General features: G+C 65.0%; 18 protein-coding genes. 16 read left to right on the forward strand and 2 right to left on the reverse strand.

Translation table 11 applies throughout. From position 1 onward, the window contains the following. Positions 1-16 precede the first annotated feature (16 nt). The 9 genes from ABD466_RS07185 to ABD466_RS07225 all read left to right on the forward strand — a co-directional run bounded on the left by ABD466_RS07185 (position 17) and on the right by ABD466_RS07225 (position 9,388). Entirely contained in the window at positions 17-496 is a 480-nt protein-coding gene (locus ABD466_RS07185) for a hypothetical protein (protein WP_344656145.1), read from the forward strand. Positions 497-603: 107 nt separating this feature from the next. Then, positions 604-825, forward strand: coding sequence for a hypothetical protein (locus tag ABD466_RS07190; protein WP_425558568.1), 222 nt, complete (start codon positions 604-606; stop codon positions 823-825). A gap of 683 nt (positions 826-1,508) precedes the next feature. Further along, positions 1,509-2,225, forward strand: a complete 717-nt coding sequence (locus ABD466_RS07195; protein WP_344656147.1) for a hypothetical protein — start codon at positions 1,509-1,511, stop codon at positions 2,223-2,225. Between the two features lie 616 nt (positions 2,226-2,841). Next, complete coding sequence (locus ABD466_RS07200; RefSeq protein ID WP_425558569.1) at positions 2,842-4,230, forward strand: IS701 family transposase; 1,389 nt, start codon at positions 2,842-2,844, stop codon at positions 4,228-4,230. 4 nt (positions 4,231-4,234) lie between these two features. Further along, positions 4,235-4,603, forward strand: coding sequence for a DUF6193 family natural product biosynthesis protein (locus ABD466_RS07205; RefSeq protein ID WP_344656148.1), 369 nt, complete (start codon positions 4,235-4,237; stop codon positions 4,601-4,603). A 276-nt stretch (positions 4,604-4,879) separates the two neighbouring features. Beyond that, a complete protein-coding gene (locus ABD466_RS07210; RefSeq protein ID WP_344656149.1) occupies positions 4,880-5,554 on the forward strand; it encodes a hypothetical protein in 675 nt (224 codons plus the stop codon). A 39-nt stretch (positions 5,555-5,593) separates the two neighbouring features. Further along, the gene (locus tag ABD466_RS07215; protein ID WP_344656150.1) at positions 5,594-6,727 is read left to right on the forward strand and encodes an XRE family transcriptional regulator; all 1,134 of its coding nucleotides are present in this window, start codon (positions 5,594-5,596) and stop codon (positions 6,725-6,727) included. A gap of 200 nt (positions 6,728-6,927) precedes the next feature. Further along, positions 6,928-8,184 (forward strand): hypothetical protein, encoded by a 1,257-nt coding sequence (locus ABD466_RS07220; protein ID WP_344656151.1) that lies wholly within the window; start codon positions 6,928-6,930, stop codon positions 8,182-8,184. Beyond that, on the forward strand, positions 8,174-9,388 hold the full coding sequence (locus tag ABD466_RS07225; protein ID WP_344656152.1) for a hypothetical protein: 1,215 nt from the start codon (positions 8,174-8,176) through the stop codon (positions 9,386-9,388). Before ABD466_RS07220 ends, ABD466_RS07225 begins: the two co-directional genes overlap by 11 nt. Positions 9,389-9,453: 65 nt before the next feature. Here the strand turns inward: ABD466_RS07225 and ABD466_RS07230 are convergent, their stop codons facing one another. Beyond that, the gene (locus ABD466_RS07230) at positions 9,454-9,708 is read right to left on the reverse strand and encodes a helix-turn-helix domain-containing protein (RefSeq protein WP_344656153.1); all 255 of its coding nucleotides are present in this window, start codon (positions 9,706-9,708) and stop codon (positions 9,454-9,456) included. A 150-nt stretch (positions 9,709-9,858) separates the two neighbouring features. Here ABD466_RS07230 and ABD466_RS07235 point away from each other — a divergent pair, with 150 nt between their 5' ends. The 4 genes from ABD466_RS07235 to ABD466_RS07250 all read left to right on the forward strand — a co-directional run bounded on the left by ABD466_RS07235 (position 9,859) and on the right by ABD466_RS07250 (position 13,013). Next, a complete protein-coding gene (locus ABD466_RS07235; RefSeq protein ID WP_344656154.1) occupies positions 9,859-10,440 on the forward strand; it encodes a hypothetical protein in 582 nt (193 codons plus the stop codon). A gap of 165 nt (positions 10,441-10,605) precedes the next feature. After that, the gene (locus ABD466_RS07240) at positions 10,606-11,142 is read left to right on the forward strand and encodes a hypothetical protein (RefSeq protein ID WP_344656155.1); all 537 of its coding nucleotides are present in this window, start codon (positions 10,606-10,608) and stop codon (positions 11,140-11,142) included. 239 nt (positions 11,143-11,381) lie between these two features. After that, entirely contained in the window at positions 11,382-12,356 is a 975-nt protein-coding gene (locus ABD466_RS07245) for a hypothetical protein (RefSeq protein ID WP_344656156.1), read from the forward strand. Between the two features lie 96 nt (positions 12,357-12,452). After that, positions 12,453-13,013 carry a DUF2321 domain-containing protein gene (locus ABD466_RS07250; protein ID WP_344656157.1) on the forward strand — a complete coding sequence of 187 codons (561 nt, stop codon included), beginning with the start codon at positions 12,453-12,455 and terminating at the stop codon, positions 13,011-13,013. Between the two features lie 576 nt (positions 13,014-13,589). On the opposite strand, the gene ABD466_RS07255 is transcribed toward ABD466_RS07250, so the two are convergent. Further along, complete coding sequence (locus ABD466_RS07255; protein WP_344656158.1) at positions 13,590-14,036, reverse strand: hypothetical protein; 447 nt, start codon at positions 14,034-14,036, stop codon at positions 13,590-13,592. Between the two features lie 261 nt (positions 14,037-14,297). Here ABD466_RS07255 and ABD466_RS07260 point away from each other — a divergent pair, with 261 nt between their 5' ends. The 3 genes from ABD466_RS07260 to ABD466_RS07270 all read left to right on the forward strand — a co-directional run bounded on the left by ABD466_RS07260 (position 14,298) and on the right by ABD466_RS07270 (position 16,281). After that, positions 14,298-14,507 (forward strand): hypothetical protein, encoded by a 210-nt coding sequence (locus tag ABD466_RS07260; RefSeq protein ID WP_344656159.1) that lies wholly within the window; start codon positions 14,298-14,300, stop codon positions 14,505-14,507. A gap of 124 nt (positions 14,508-14,631) precedes the next feature. Further along, complete coding sequence (locus ABD466_RS07265) at positions 14,632-15,369, forward strand: TIGR02391 family protein (RefSeq protein ID WP_344656160.1); 738 nt, start codon at positions 14,632-14,634, stop codon at positions 15,367-15,369. Between the two features lie 147 nt (positions 15,370-15,516). Further along, complete coding sequence (locus tag ABD466_RS07270; protein WP_344656161.1) at positions 15,517-16,281, forward strand: TIGR02391 family protein; 765 nt, start codon at positions 15,517-15,519, stop codon at positions 16,279-16,281. Positions 16,282-16,473: the final 192 nt, after the last annotated feature.

Here is a 16,473-nt window from a genome sequence, read left to right on the forward strand (position 1 = left end):
GAAAGGGAAGTTGTCGATGCCCCGGATCAGCGGCGAGGCCCGCGTCCGCAACGAGCAGGCAGTCCGCGCCGCGATGGAGGCGCTGCTGGCCGGGCAGATCCCACCCGGCGGCAAGGCCGATCTGAAGACTCTCGCCGAGCTGGCCGGGGTCACCCGCACCGGCTTCTACTCCAAGAAGAACCGGGACGGCACTGAGCGGCCCGGCCCCTACCAGCACCTTGCCGAGGAGTTCGAGCGGCGGCTGAAAGCCTTGCAGGCCGCAGGAGAGGTGGTGGACGCCCGCGCCGGGCAGATTGAGCGGCTGAAGGCGGAGAACGCCGGGCTGCGGGAGCGGATCGCGGAGCGGGACGCCCGCATCGCCGAGCTGACCGCGTTCAAGCAGACCGCGATCTCGCGGCTGGCGGCCCAGCACACCGAGATCGAGCGGCTGCGGGCCGCCTCGGATCAGCTCGGCAAGGTCCGGTCGTTGCGCGGTGGGAAGAGCGGGAACAGATAGAAGTAGAAGCAGCGGCAACGGCCGACGCGGCATTGTGCGCGTTGCCGCGGGCGCGACTGGGCTGTCGGCGAGTACGCGCACCCGTCGCCTGCGGCATCATGGCCAGCGTGGACATCGCTGCCGAAGACGCCATCGAGTTCGCCGAGATGCTGGAATTCCTGCGCGACTGGCTCGGCGGCCAGGACTCCGAGCTCCTGGCCGCTTCGCTGCGGCGGTTCGTTGGCACGGACGGCTACGACCTGGCCGAACTGCGGGACGGCCTCGCCTGCTTCACGCTCCTGCTCGACGGCAGCGACGGCGCGGAGCTGTTCGATCCCGAACACCGTTGATGATGGACGGAACGTCCAGCTCAGAGTTCCTCTCCATAGGTAAGCTTCGGCAAAAGTAGGTTGCGCCGAGTAGTCTCAAGGGCGACGACAGCGCAGATTGATGGCTTGCTGACCGTTGGAATGTCTAGCGCTAGGCAGCAGAGCAGCCTTGTGACACTGCAGACGTCTTCAGGCTGCCCTGCTGGTCCTACCTCTGAAAGCCCGGCCCGGACGGCAATTCCGGGTCGGGCGTCAGTGGCCGTTCCACAGCTGGACGAGCGCGGCGGCTGTCTGGATAGCTGCGGGCAAACCCGCCAGCACCATGAACCACCGCGATCTACGCCAGCGGCGTGGATCGAACCTCCGACGCTCTTTAAGGCCTTCAGCCTTGCTTCCGTGTCCCGAGTCCGGCTGGTCCACGGGCGCCTCCTCCCAGGTCGTTGGAGCGGCCCTCTAGCACATCCAGGGGGCCCAGGCGCCTCTGGATCTCAGAGCATTGCTCCACCGGGCGGAAACGTGAGGCCAGCCTAGCGCGGACGCGCAGGAGCACGAGGCAGATCGGCCCAGGCATTTCCTGAAACTGGAGTCAATGGATCGATGTGCTGGTCAATGACATATCAACCTGGACTACACAGGACTGCTATGGTCTCATCAGGACTCTAAGAGACTCCTTCAGGCTCAGCGAGACACACTGAGGCGGCGAGATGGCGACGAGTACATCGGGCACATCATCTGCCGATTCCTTGGAGGCGTTCGCCGCTGACCTACGTGAACTGCGGATGGCTCACGCCGCGCAACAAACCGGCGGATACGGACTTTTCCAAAGCGGATGGCGAGCTGAAGGCACAGAGCCCCAACGCCACCACCCCAGCCGCTCAGCGATTTACGCTGCACTGAGCGGCAAGACCTTGCCGCAGGCGCCCACACTGCTCGCGCTGCTGAAGGAGTGGGGCCAAGGAGCTGAGTCTCGCCTGCATTGGCTCAAGCGCCGTGATGAGCTTCAGCGACAGCTTGCTGCATCCCAGCGAGGTCGCGGCGGCCGACCGATGCCGCCGCAGCCTTCCAGCCACGCTGCACGCGAACTCCGGAACTACATGCACGAGCTTCGCAAGCAGCGAAGAGACTGGGCGAGCATCAAGGAGATCGCCGACTATGGAGAGGCGCACCCGGTAACACTTGCCGCAGCGCTACGCGGACCACGCCTTCCCAGCTGGAACACCCTTGCGAGTTTCCTGAAAGGCATAGGTTTCGAGGAAGACGACGTCGACAGGCTCACGTGGGAAGACGATCCTCGCTTTGATGACCCCGCCTTCTTGCTGACGCAGACGGACGAGGTCCTGCGGATGAGAGGCCTATGGCTGGCGGCTCGAGCTGTTGCGAAAGGCGAAGCCGATCAAACCTTGAAGAGGGCAGGCCGCTAGTCGTCCGGGGCACTCTTCCGGGCGGCTCCGCTAGTTCGTGAAGATCTCGATGAGAAACTTCACGATCAGCGTTGCCAGCCCGATCCACGGGGTGTTCCCTTGAACCTGCTGCCGCTTGTTTCGGGTGTTTGCCACGTTTCCCTCCTTTCCCGGTGTCGGTGACCTGCCTCCTAATGGCAGGACCGGGAGTGCCACGGGCCGCCTGAAGGGGCCCAACACCGGGTGGTCGAGGACTGACATTCACCGCCTCCGAGGCTAGTAGAACCAGAGACTCGGAGGGGTCACAACAGCCGGAATTGCACTCCGCCGCGCGATTGGGAAAGCCCGGCGTGGGTCACGGACCACCTGCCACGTCCGAGAAATTGGGGGAACGGGGGCGGCCCTGCCGGAGAGGATGTCTCCGGCAGGGCCGCCAAGGTGGTTCACCCACTCCCTTGTCATCGTCCACGATCCTGCGGAGCAACAACTCGATGTGCTCGACGCTCATGCAGATCCGTGGGCGCAGCGTTGATCTATTCGGTCCGTGTGCGTCCCGTCGCATCCGCACTAGTACGGCAGCCGGACGTTGTGACCCGTGAGGCGGGAGTGGCTGTCGGGATGCGGTCAGCCGCCGTGGATGATCAAGTGTGTGAAGACTGATTCGCCCACGACGGCCGCGGCCGCAAGCATAGACCTGGACGCTTGCCGGGACCGATTCTCCGAGGTCACTGCGGCCATTGCCGGGAGGTTCCCGCGTGTGGAGCCGCGACGGCATGCCACGGCGTTCCTTCGTGCCTTGATGGCCGGGCCGTCGCGGGCCAACTGTTGGACCCTGGCCGAGCATGCCGGGTATCGCAGCCCGGATGCGTTCCAGTACCTGCTGGCGCAGTCAGTGTGGGACCACGACGGCCTCCGCGACGACCTGCGCACGTTCGTGGTCGACCATCTGGGGCGCGATAGGGCGGTGCTGGTGCTGGATGAGACCGGCGATGTGAAGAAGGGCGTGCATACCGTCGGTGTCCAACGGCAATACACCGGAACTGCCGGCCGGATCGAGAACGCACAGGTCGCCGTCTACGCGGTCTGGGCCGGTCGGCGCAGTGCGGCGTTCATCGACCGGGAGTTGTACGTCCCGAGATCGTGGACGGCCGATCCGGCCCGGTGTGCGGCTGCCGGGCTGCCGGAGGACCTGGTGTTTGCTACCAAACCGGCGCTGGCGCTGCGGATCGTGCAACGCACCGTGGCCGCCGACGCGGTGCCGGGCTTCGTCACTGGTGATGAGGTCTACGGCAATGACCCTCGTCTTCGGGCGGGGCTGGAGCAGCTCGGCATCGGCTACGTGCTGGCCGTGGCCAGCACCGCGACCGTCGCTTTGGCCACCGGCCCGGTCGGCGCCGCCGTGCTGGCCGCCGGTCTGCCCGAGGAATCCTGGCAGCTGCGCTCGGCCGGGCAGGGCTCGAAAGGACAACGCTGGTATCAGTGGGCATATCTGAGTCTGGAGGAGAGGCCGCCGGCCGGCGGGGGGCGCTATCTGCTCATCCGGCGTAACCGGACTACCGGCGAGCTGGCGTTCTACCGCTGCTGGACTCCGGCTCGGGCCACGCTGGCCGAACTGGTACGGGTGGCCGGGACGAGGTGGCGAGTGGAAGAAGCCTTCCAAACCGGAAAGGTACTCACCGCGCTGGACGAGCATCAGGTCCGCCGCTACACCTCCTGGGCCCGCTGGACCGTGCTGGCCATGCTCGCCCACGCCTTCCTGACAGTACTTGCCGCCGAGCAGCCCGCCCCGGAGGAAGACACCGGGATGATCGCGCTCACACGCAACGAGACCGCGCACCTGCTTGCGGCGCTGCTGTTCACTCACCACCACCCCGAGCAGCACCGCTGGGCCTGGTCGGCGTGGCGACGTCGACACCAACTGCGGGCCCGCCACTGCCACTACCAGCGGCAGCAGACCCGGATGCAACATCCGGCACCGCTACAACACCGGCGCCCTTCCCAGAACACATCAGCGAAGGGACGATAGCCCCGTGGACGACGAACTACGGCAGTCCTGGGAATGGCAGTTGCAAGCCGCGCAAGACTTCGACGACAGCTGCGACAACGACCGCACCTGGCCGCCACCGATCCTGACCGCCCTGGTCACTGCGGTCCACGCCACCACGCTGCGACGGCTGCACCCGTTCACCAGCCACGCCCGGCTGTGTCTGAGTACCGGGCCGCGCTGCTGGGAAGCTGGAGTCACAGACGCGCCGGCCTTCGTCTCCCTCGACCTCGAAGGCCACTACAACGTGTGGTCCGGAGATCCCTATACCAACTCGCCGACCCTGGTCCTGGAAGCCGTCGACGCCGACCAAGCCGCCGCCGAGCTTGAACGGCTCCTCATTGCATGGGCCTGAGCTACGGACAAGATCTCAACGTCCGGCTGCCGTACTAGGCACAACCGGCAGCGCGGCCTCGGCCGCCGGCGGCTCCTGATCGCTAGGTCTGGCTGCACTTCATCACCGACTCAGCCGCCTTACCATCGCGCACCAGTGTTTGCCTCGGGCGCTGCATGCCGACCCATTCGAAGCCTGTTTAACGGTACTTACTGGCGGCGAATCGCCTCCACCCGCTACGCTAACTTTTGGTCCCTCATTCGAGGGACCAAAAGTTGCAGTGTCAGTGGAGTGAGCATGGTCAACGTGTCCTTGGCTTGGCCCGAAGGCAACCCCGACGAGCAGCTCTTCGCGCTTGGACTGGGCAAGGAGGACCTCCTTAAGGCCATCTCGGCTGGCGAGGACGCGCGGGCACGCGCGACCCCGAACCACCCGATCACAACCGCCGGCCAGCTGGACTACCAGGAGCGGGTCTTCACGCTGCGCGAGGTCTTGTTCAAGCGTGGCTGGAAGCGCTTGGACCACCGGGGCTCACCACTGGTGGTCAACCCCGATAGGACCATCGCGATCGGCGTCCTTCTTGGCGATCACCGCACCGGCCTACCCGGCCGGCCGGATCCGCGCCCCGTCCGGCCGCAGGGCGCAGCGAAGGCGGAGTTGATCGACCGGAACAACATGTCGCCGCTCTTCCCCCTGTCGGTCGTCATGCCGGATTCCGACCAGGCGCACCTGGAGGACGACGAGCTCGCTGGGCTGCAGACGTGGTACTTGCTGACCCACCGCTACACGGGCAAGAAGAACGGTGTGATTGGAGTGCGCAGCGAACTGTCGCTCCCCGTGAACATCGGCCCTCAGGAAAAGATCGACACCTGGCTTCGCCGGATCCTGCTCCCGACGATGGAGTGGGAGATCGTCGTGGACTACCCTGGCGAGCAGCCCCCGGGCTACGACGTTCGGTTGGAAGAGCGATAACAACGTCCTGCCAAGCCACTGAGAGGAGGACGAGGAGCCATGATCACGCCCTCGCGGATCGCCATGGCTCGCAAACGTCGCTTTCTGACCCTCGCGGAGCTGTCGGAGAAGACGAAGATCGCCGTACCGAACCTCAGTAAATACGAGAACGGCAAACAGGAGCCGTCAGAGGAGACGCTGAGGCGTCTAGCGGCGGCTCTGAACTTTCCGTTGTCCTTCTTTCATCAGCCGGACCTGGACCCCATCGGCCAGGACGCGGTTTCATTCCGAGCCCGGAGCAAGCTGGCGGCCGGGGCACGGGACGCTGCGCTGACCGCCAGCCGATTTGCGGTGGAGCTGCATCGCTGGATCGATGAGCGCTACCGGCTGCCGCCCAACGACCTGCCGACTTTGGGAAAGCCCGACCCGGAGACTGCGGCCGAGATGGTCCGGGCCCGGTGGGGACTCGGTAACGCCCCAATCTCTAATATGGTCCACCTGCTGGAGGCCCACGGGGTCCGGGTCTTCTCCCTGCCGCCCGAGTTCGCCGATATCAACGCGTTCGCGCACTGGCGGGACGGGACGCCGTTCGTCTTCCTGAATACCATGACCACCCCCGAGCGCGGCCGATTCGACGCCGCCCACGAACTCGGACATTTGGTACTGCACGGCGATGAGCGGTCGTTTATGGGGCCTGAAGCCGAGAAAGAGGCGAACGCGTTCGCCAGCGCGTTCCTCATGCCGCAGTCGGCGGTAATCGCGCATATGCCCGAGAACCCCCTGGTCGAGCAGATCATCGCCGGCAAGGGGAACTGGAACGTTGCCGCAATGGCGCTGACTTACCGCCTGCACGACCTGGGCATGATGACGGACTGGCACTACCGCCGCACCTGCATCGTGTTGGGGGAACGCGGCTACCGCAGGGGCGAGCCCCGAGGCATGGCGTCTCGGGAGACTTCTCAGCTACTCGACAAGGTCATTCGCGGCCAGCGAGCCAAAGGAGTCGGCCTCGCCGACATCGCCCGGGAACTCCACGTCACCACCGAAGAACTCGGCAGCTGGGTATTCGGCCTGGTCATCACCGGACGCACTGGCGACAACTCGGGCGGCCCCCGCCCGGATGGGCGGCCCTCCTTGAGGTTGGTGCCACCCGCGACATCGACGCCTCAACTACGCAAGGTCCGCGTCCGCTGAGCGATGATAGCCACGCCAGATGCCCCTAAATGAGGCATTTCCGTTTTCATTTCAACCTTTGCCAGGGCAGTGACGCGGTATGCGGCGCACGGATTCCGGCCGTCGCATTGCGGCGGCCGTCGTTGTGTGAATTTTCCGATGGCGTGGTCGGATATCGAAGTACGCTGATCCTCTCATACACGTCCCGGGAAGGAGCGCTGATGCTGTCCACGGCCGAGCTGCTACTGGGTTTGTCGCGGCACTTGAGTGCCTACGGGACGAGCCAGCCCAGGGCGGACCTGGGCCAGTTGGAGTTCGCCGGCCAGGTACTGGACACTGCAGTCAGGCTGCGCGGTTCCGGCGTCTGCGCGCCCGAACGCGTCGAGGCTCTGGCGCGCGGGACCGGGATCACCAAGCGGGCCCTGCGCAACGACATCCTCCCGACGTTGGAGATGCTCGGGCTGGTCGACCTGGAGCACAACGCAGAGCGGGCCATCATTGCGGTCTCCGAGAAGGTGCCGCCCGTAGATGAATTGTTCGCCAGCGCCGAAAGGCTGGTCGACATCGCCGCTCCCGAGCCGCTGGAACGCATGGCGCTGGCGGTGCTGCGTGAGACGACGTTGATGCCCATCACTCAGCGCACCGCACTGGAGTTGTGCGCAGGTCTTGGTTCGGAGGAGGACGCCCTCGAGGCGATAGAGGACCTGCAGAGCCTGCACCTGTGTATGAGGCGGCACAGCGCCGACGACAATGTTGTGCTCTTCAACCCGAACGTGTGGGCCGCCGATCACGACTACTCGGCCGCAGCGCTTCGGGCCGAGGACGGAGACGTGCGAGCCGCGCTGACGGGTTTGCTGGAGGAGGTGTCCGCCAGCGCGGGGCTGCCGGAGCTGCGCGTCACCTCGTGCGAGAAGAAGTGGGTCGACTACGCGGTCGCGCAAGGCCTGCTGCAGCGATCGATTGTCACCACCACGGACGGTGTTGAACGAGCGTTCCTTTTCGCGCCCCACATGGGAAAGGCCGCGTTTGAGGCGCCGACCGGCGTCGATCCCAGCGGACACGTCCGTCAGCTGATTGGCTCCATGGTTTTCGCCCGGACCTACGCCACGAACAGGCTGTTCGCGCCGACTAAGTTCCTCAACCGGTTGATCAACGACGGCGAAGCCGGGGACGCGACCAACATCGGCACCGACTACCCGATGTTGGAGACGGCGGGGATCGTACGGGTGGAGAAGGCGCCCCGGTTCTTCAAGTTCGTCCTGCTGCAGGCCGATGTCGCACAGGAGGCCTTGACCTATCTGGACAACGCAGGCTCGTCGAGCCTGACCGCTGGGCTTCGGGGGCAGCGTTCCTATCGCCACCCCGAGCGCGAGCGGGCGGCGGCCCTCGCTGTGGAGACCGAGCCGAGTCCGCGGGCTACGGCGAACATCATCGCGGCCCTGCGTCAAGAGATCGGAGCTCGTCGCTATGCCGGGTAAGGCCGCCAACGAGAAGGGCGCCGACCTGGAACGCCGCTTTGCCCGGGCCGAGTTCGCTGAAGGCTCCCTGGTCCGGCTACGGCATCCGGTCACACACCAGATCAGCAACCGGCGCCGCGTCATCACCGATGTCGATGTCCTCTCCCTCGATTTCGACGCGCGGCTGCGTCCGCAGCTGGGTATTACCGAGTGCAAATCAACCCGTGGACAAGCCGGTGAACAGGACCGACTGCTATGGCTCAAAGGGATGCAATCCCTGGTCGGTGCCGACCGGGCATCATTGGTGCGCGAATCGGTCAGCCCCGCTGGCCGCGACGTCGCACGGCGTATCGGCGTCGACTTGATCGGCGGTGATGAACTCGCCCGCCGCGAAAAGGTCCTAGACCACATGCCCGACCGTTTCGCAACCATTGGCGCCACAGCCTTTACAGACCAAGCCGCGAAGGCAGCGGAGCAGCTCAAGACGATCGGCCTGAGAAGCGGGCTTGTCGCTTTCTTGGAGCAAGATGCACTGCTTGCCGAACCCCATCGCGTCCTGGGCGCGTTGCTCACCCTCGACGAAGCCACCAAGACGGGCGCAGTCGTGCCGATGCCGCTCGCCTCCGTCCTGGCTGGCCACAGCCTACAAGCCCTGCTCGTCGCAGCCCTGCGAGCCGGCGGCCGTATCGATGTGATCGGGGTCGAGGGAGTCAGACGAGAGATCGAACAAGGCCTGGGCACCGGCGATCCCCACGACCAGCAGCTCTTCCGTGTCGCCGAGATGGCGGACACGCTATTGAACCAGGAACTCGCCGACATACATCGCGCCTACCGGGCTCAGGGTGCGACGGTCATCGAACGTCAGGTCCCCTCGCTCCGGCAAGCGATCGCGCAGGCCCCCGCGTGGCTACCCCGGTTCGTCGATCTCGCCGAGCGGCTACGACGTCGGACGCCGGTAGCGCGACAGCTACCGCAGACCGTCGACCTGGTCGTCTTCGACGCCCTCTACGACGGTGACGCCTGGAGCGCCTCATCGTTTGACCACCTATTCGGACGTGAGCACCGCCAACTGCTCACCGTCGCCCTGGAGTGCTTGGCAAGCGCCCTGCCCGCTCTCGCCGGCACCCTCGACCCCGTTACCGAGCTGCCATTCGACAGAGTGCCGACCGCTGCACTACGCGATCGCACGGCCCATGCCGCGGGCTACGGCGTCAGTCGCAGCTAACCCGCGCACCTCCGCTGACGACAAGACACGCCCGCGACCCTCCCTTGCATGGTGACTGCGGGCCGTCAGCCCGCCGCGGCGGCTGACGCGTCTGCTTCGCCTACCAACTCCGCCATCTTGACCCCGAGCGCCACCGCCAGCGCCTGAACTGATTTCAGCGAAGGATTGCGGCGTCCATGCTCTACGCCGATGAGCATCGACCGGCTCAACCCCGATCGATCAGCCAAGACGTCTAGCGACCACCCTCTGGACTCGCGGCGGCGCCGTACGCCGAGACCGAACGCGAGCAGCATCGGGTCAGGGCTGATGTTGTTGTGCATGACCAGCGACGCAACCGGCCGCTAGATCCGTGCACAGTAGACGATAGTGGACTATTTTTCCCACATGGACTTCGTGAGCAAGAATCCGCAGATGGCAGCCTTGCGCCGCCGTCCCGTTGGCCACGCGAGATCTCTTCCGCGGATTTCCGGATGGACGGCGACGTCGACTGGTCGCCGGGGCGGTCGGTCATGAAGGGCAAGCGGCACAAGTGGACGGAAGGCGACGACGGCTGGGACAGCGAAGTCACACGGCGGCAATTCCGAGTGGCGTACGTGCATTCGAAGATGTTCCGGCTACCGACCGACCGACCGGCACTGTTGCAGCTCGCACGACTGGTCCCACATGACTTCACCGGAGCGCGACCAGAGGACAGGGCCTGGCGGCACGTGCTGGCCAACGGTGGAACACCGACTCCGGAGGCAATTGCTAACCGGCTTGCTGCCGTGCAGGCCGTTGAGGACCGCCGACTGCTTCGTGACGATCCGGGTCCAGAAGTGGCGGCATGGATCGACGCCTACATCGCCGAACGTGGAGTGGGGCCATGCTGGAACGAGGTGGGCAAGGCGATGGGCTGGCCGCCGTGGCGAACGGAGCGCATCCTGCCAGCGCTTCAGCGTCAAGGCTGGGTGAGCATGGCCTCTACGCCACGATCGCTGCGCTCTGGTACTGGTCCTTCGTGTTGTCAAGCACCCGCGTCCGTGCCAGAGGAGAGTGCCAGACGTCTGATCTAGCCGTGCCTGAGCTGCGCTTTCATCACGCCTGTCATTGCTGGGCCTGGGTGACGCCAATCAACCATCAGACCCCTTCTTGACGGGGAATGCCGACCCTGCGAGAATCACGCTGGCTCATCAGGGTTGATAGTCTCCGGTAGAACGAGGTCTATAGGTAGGGGCGGGATGATCCAGATCACGCTGGGCAAGCAGAGGTCAGTCGATCCGCTAAGGGACGATCTGAAGCGGTCCCGAGTTGGCTGGGCTGAAGACATGAGCCGCGAGGAACTGTTCAATGTCGCGCGCGGAGTCTGGTCGATGTCGGGACGACGAGTTGAGCGGGAGCGCTATGCGGTAGTCAGTGGCGACACGGTGATCCGGATGGCCATCGAGATCGACGGCATCGTCCCCTGTTCAGGTGGACGGCGAGCCTTCACCGGTCGACCGCTCGAACCGGGGCACCCGGTCTACGACCTCTACGTCGGCAAGCCGGCCCCGAACGGTGCTCAGCAGAACCCGATCACGTACTTCGACTCCGTGCTCGACAACCGAGTGTGCAACTGCGGCTGCGGCCAGGCCATCAACCGCGGAGACTTCCTACCCGGCCATGACCAGCGTGCAATTCATGAGCGGATCAGCAAAGTCGGCTCCGTAAAGGACTTTCTCGCATGGTTCGACGCAACATGGGACACGCGGCTGCCGGTTGAGACGACCGACAAGTGACCTCTTTCAGCTGTCGTGGCGTCACCTGACCCCCGACGACCCCACGGCGCCGTTGAGTTGCCAGCTCCAGAAACCGCATGTTCGGAGCATAAGACCCGAACTCAACACTTCGCCAATACCGGCCGCTGGGTCCGCCGCACGACGCAGCGAGGTGGTGGAGTATCAGGCTCATGATTTGAATAACTCAAACCCAAGATTCGATTTGACAGGGACTCGCGTTTGGAAGGAGTCTGTCTCGCATGCCGAACTCGACCACCGCTCCCACCGGTCATGCCGCGGACGCTGCCACCGGTGTTCCCGCTCCTCACGCTGAGCCTGGCGACCTGCTGCGTGAAGCTCTGCGCTTGCAGGAACTGGCGAAGGCGGCTGTCGAGCAGGCCGCGGTCGCCGAGCGCGTCAGCGGAACCCCTTGGGATGTGATCGGCAAAGTCATGGGCATCACCAAGTCCAGCGCTCACACCCGCTTTGCCGGCGCCGTCGCAGCGCGGAACGAGGCGGCTCACGGCCCTGCCGCTGACTCCACCGTCGCCATGCCTCGTCTCGGTCTGGAACGCACCTGGTCCGCCGTCAAGGAACTCGTGGAGCTGCGGGAGGTGAAGATGGGCCTGCAGACCATGGTGGGCTCACTGTCGCGGCACACCTCCGTATCGCCGACCGACACGGTCGAGACCGAGGCTCCTGCGGACCTGCCGCCCGAGCTCGTCTGGGAGGATGTTGATCAGCCCGAAGGTGCTGGTGGTGACAATACGGTTCCGAAGTCTGGCGATCACCACGACGCCGTCCGGGAGCAGTACAAAGACCCCGAGAACTGGCTCTTCCCGACCTGCTTGGCCTCCTCGGAGTCCGAAAGCTCTTCGGCCCTGCAGAATCAGCTCGTGTCGCTACTGGCCGATAGGACCAAGTTCAACGGCTACCGGACTGCCATCAAGTACCTTACATGTTCTTGCACTGACACCTGGCGCGGATCCTACGCACTCTACGCTGACTGGCTTAGCCGCCTGCACGCCGAACCCTGGACCCAAGAGACACCTCTGCAGGCCGCAGCCCGCAGAAGGCTCTTGAACACCAGCGCCAACCCGCCGGGGCGGGATGGGGCCAGGTGTAGTTGCCGCCGCGACTCGACCTCGGACCAGCCATCCCCAGATGATCGTCTGGCCGCGATCGAGCGGCGGCTGGCGGCACTGGAGGCTCGCGAGCCGCATACGCGCGATTGATCAAGTAAGAGCGCCGGCCCCGCAAGACGCGGTCAGAGGCTACCTGCGGGAACCGGCGGCAATCCACCCATCCCATGGAAAGGCGGCACCACCATCATGTCGAAAATCCTCGCTGAGGGCACCACCGAGGTCGATGACCCGCCGTTTTGGCCTCAGAATTCGCCGGACTGGACGCCTCGCTGCAGCTATCGTGCTGCGACGGTCTGTAGCAACGGGCATCCCCAGGACGCGTTGCGGACCTCTCGGCCGAGCGGGGATCTCGGGCGCTGCGGACAGTGCGGGGAGGACATCCTGGCGAACTGCCAGCAGTGCGGCATTAGAATCCGTGGGATCGGCTGGGGCGCGGCCGTCGCGGGCGAAGTCTACACACCTCCGGAGTTTTGCGATGAATGTGGCGCCCCGCACCCCTGGGCCGGCCGCGAGGCCCTCGTAGGGCGACTGCAGACTCTGCTGAAGAAGCAGTCGGCTACGTCGGAGGAGCTGCGACGGATCAGCGCGGATTTGGACCGGCTGCGGGATCCCGGTGTCGGTGAGCACGACCAGATCAAGATTGTCGAGCGGGTCAGGCGGACCGTCCCTGGCCTGATCCGCACCGGTACTCCGATCCTGCAGGCTGTCCTGACCAGCGAGGCCAAGCGTAAGCTCGGCCTGCCCTAGCACCGGCCGCGTACCCCGGCTGGCACTCAGCAGTCTGCAGCCGGCCGGGATACGCCGCTCGTCTATTTTAGTTACCGCAGTCCGGCATTCAGCATCCTTCATAGAGACGCCGGCCTGTCTTGCCCGGCAGCAGCTGTGCCCCACGGGCGCGGAGGAACCTTCGTGGCGGCCATCGGCTGGGCCTGTCGTGCCATCGCCGACAGCGGCGCCGAGAACGGCGCGGCCGGATACCCGCTTCCGTCTGGAATGCCGACGGCCGAGGCCTCGCAGATCCGGATTCGGTCGGTCGGACAACAGCGACCTGCTCAGGCAGCGCACCGCGCGGCCCCGGGCGTACCAACCGAAGCGGCATGGGCCACGCGCTTTCGGGGGACCGCCAGGCGCTCGGCGGAGGCCTTCAGCTCCGCGGCCTGTCGGCCGATCGTGAGCGGTCTCGAGACTACGTCCGAATGGCCCGCCGAGCACAAGGCCGGAATCGAGGAGTAGCGTTTGGCAGGGCGAACCGAACCACCACGGTTTCGCCAATCACCTCGAGCAATCCCCACAGGCGCGAATTCAGCCGCCCCGAGCGGGTGGTTAGAAGGGCGGCTCCTCTGAAGGCTGCCACGGGTCAGACGATGTCCAGGGATTAGCCAGCACCGGAGGAAGCGGCTCGGGTCGGTAGTCGATCGCATCGTTCCATGCCTGGTTCAGCCGCTCCCGATAGGTGCCGAACAGCTCGTCATCTCGATCGATGTCCGGGGCCTTCTCGTCAGGGTTGATCTTGGCTATTGATGCCAGGGCCACCAGCATCGCCTCGACGGACGCCCAGCGCGGAATGGTCTTGGCTTGGAGCGTCCGGCGGATCGTCTCGCGGGAGACCGTCAGATCGGTCTCCTCGACCATTTCGAGGACCTTCTCCTCGATCTCGCGCAGTGGCGGCCGACCGGCGAGGCGATAGAGACGGAACAGCTCCAGGATGAAGATGCGGTGGGCTCCACCAGGAAGCGCTTCATAGCTGGGCAACCGCAGGACCGCGGCCATGGTCCCCCCATCCAATCATGGCCAGACTTGGCACACTGCAACACGATACGGCAATCAGGGGCATGCGATGGCAAGGCATGGCAGGGCTCTGGCACACCTAGGCGTGCCAGAGCCCATGGGCGACAAACGCTTCTGCGGGGGTTCCAGACTGGTAGAGAACGAGGCGAGACCGCTTCGTCGACTACAGATTCGCGTCGGCCAGCCCAGCTCAGATGTCCAGTCGTTGATGGACTGGCCGACGCCAAGAAGGGACTCCACTCCATGGCGAAGTCGACCTCCTCCAAGAACCATTCTCCCTCGTCTCGCACCATCGACGTCACGATGGTCTTGATGCTCCTGGCCGGCGTCATCGCACTGGCGGTTTTGGCCGCGGTCGTCTGGGCGCCGATGCCGCGCGCGAAGATGGTCGTGTCCTTGGTCCTTGGCTTCTTCGGCCTGCTGGCGATCTGGCTGAAGCGCGGCCGCCGCTAGCTGCCGGGGCGTGCTTTCGGAGCCGTCCCTCCAGCTCCAGAAGGCGGCAGGCCCGCTGGCTCCTCTAAAACCGAACGACGGACACCGGACGGTCACCTAATGTGACTGCATGGATCGCGCCTGGATGCGGGAGAAGCTCGAGGACTACCTAGAGCTTCTCGTCCGCTACGACAACGAGTACCACTACGAGCATCTCAGTGACACCCCTCACGAGGAGTCCTCCAAGACCGCCGGCGAGATGAGCCGCCGCGAGCCGACGGTCCGCCAGATCATGAAGGCCCTCGATCCCGATCTGAACGCCTACGAGCGCGACTATCAAGGGTCGTGGGGCAGTGACCAGCCGCCGGTCCCTGGTGAGGCCCGCCTCCACCAGGCCAACATCCAGCGAGCGATCGGACTGGTCGAGGACCAGCAGGAGTGGGCCGTCCGCCTCGCTCCCGACACCCCGGTGCTCCGGGCCAACCTGCTCCACCCCTGGGTCTGGGACGCGGCAAAGACCTTCTGGGAGAGCAAGCACTTCCAGAAGGCTGTCGACGTCGCAGCCAACTCCATCAACGCCCACACCCAGACGCTGATCGAGCGTGATGACATCGCTGACGCCGACCTCATGAACCAGGCCTTCACCGAGAAGCCGAAACCTGGGGAGAAACACCTGCGGCTGCCTGGTGACCCGAACAACAAGACGGTCAAGAGCCGCAACAACGCTCTGCGGCCCTATGCCTTCGCCTGCTTCGCTGGGATGCGCAACCCGGCGGTCCACGAGCACGGGGGGTCATGGAGCGAGGAGAAGGCCTTCGAGTATCTTGTCGCGCTCAGCGTCTTGGCCCGCTGGATTGAGGAGTGCGACGTCCTGACAGCCTAGATCCCGCACCTGACGAGCGAGCTGATAGTCAGCGTCCATACGGGCAGACGGGATCCACCATGGGCGACTACTTGATTGCTCTACGCTTCTGGCACGACCGGGTCACATCAGACAACCTCGTACGGCCAGGCGTTGACGACCAGGTCTGTGACGACCGCCGCGACTATCGACAGGAAGACCTTCATGCCGTTCCAAGACATGGGCCTCGAAGCCGACGACGTCGTTTCGTTGCCTTTGGACGACCTTGCGCTACGGGTTCTCAAAAGTGCCCGTGCAGCCGGGGAACGGAACTGGCAGAACTGGCTCTTGGGAGCGCGGAACCGCGGCTACCCCACACGACCCGACGCTGCTCAGGCTCTGTCGGAGGCCTGGGCCTGGTTGCAGAACCGAGGGTTGATCGCCTGGGACGTCGAACAATCATCAACCCCCGGTATGTTCGTGATCAGTCGCCAGGGGGAAGCGGCACTTGACCGTGGACTGCCCTGGATCCGAGCCGTTGAGCGTCTCAATGTCCAGATGGTTGCTGAGCTTGAGGCGAAGGCCCGGCCGCAGTTCCTGCGAGGAGACTTCGAGGCCGCCGCACTCCTTGCTATGAAGGAAGTCGAGGTCGCGGTCCGCACTGCTGCCGGTCTGGAAAACAGCCTTGTTGGCACCGCCCTCATGCAACGAGCGTTCAGGCCCCCGAAGTCCCCGACCGACACCGGCGGTCCGCTTTCGGACCCTGCCGCCGATGGCGGGGAGGCTGTCGCGCTGATGGAGCTCTACAAGGGTGCGATCGGTTTGTTCAAGAACCCGGCGAGTCATCGACGCGTCGACTTTACGGACCCGACGGAGGCTGCCGAGGTTGTCTTGCTCGCGGATCTCCTACTACGTCTCCTCGCCAAGGCCGCGCCACCAGCGTCAAGGTCCTGATGTAGACGTAAGCACGACATGTGATTTGGCTCACACCTGGTATCCTCAATGGGTGTTGTTTAGAGACACAGGAGTCTGTCGCAGGGCAACTCGCCTCAGCCATCTTCTGATGTTTCCAAACCGACACGACCTGCGGGGGACACGCCGAGTGCCGCGATAACGGCGGTTGACATGCCGTCGTCGCGGCGGAGG

This window comes from Catenulispora subtropica (assembly GCF_039531675.1).
GTDB classification, from domain to species: domain Bacteria; phylum Actinomycetota; class Actinomycetes; order Streptomycetales; family Catenulisporaceae; genus Catenulispora; species Catenulispora subtropica.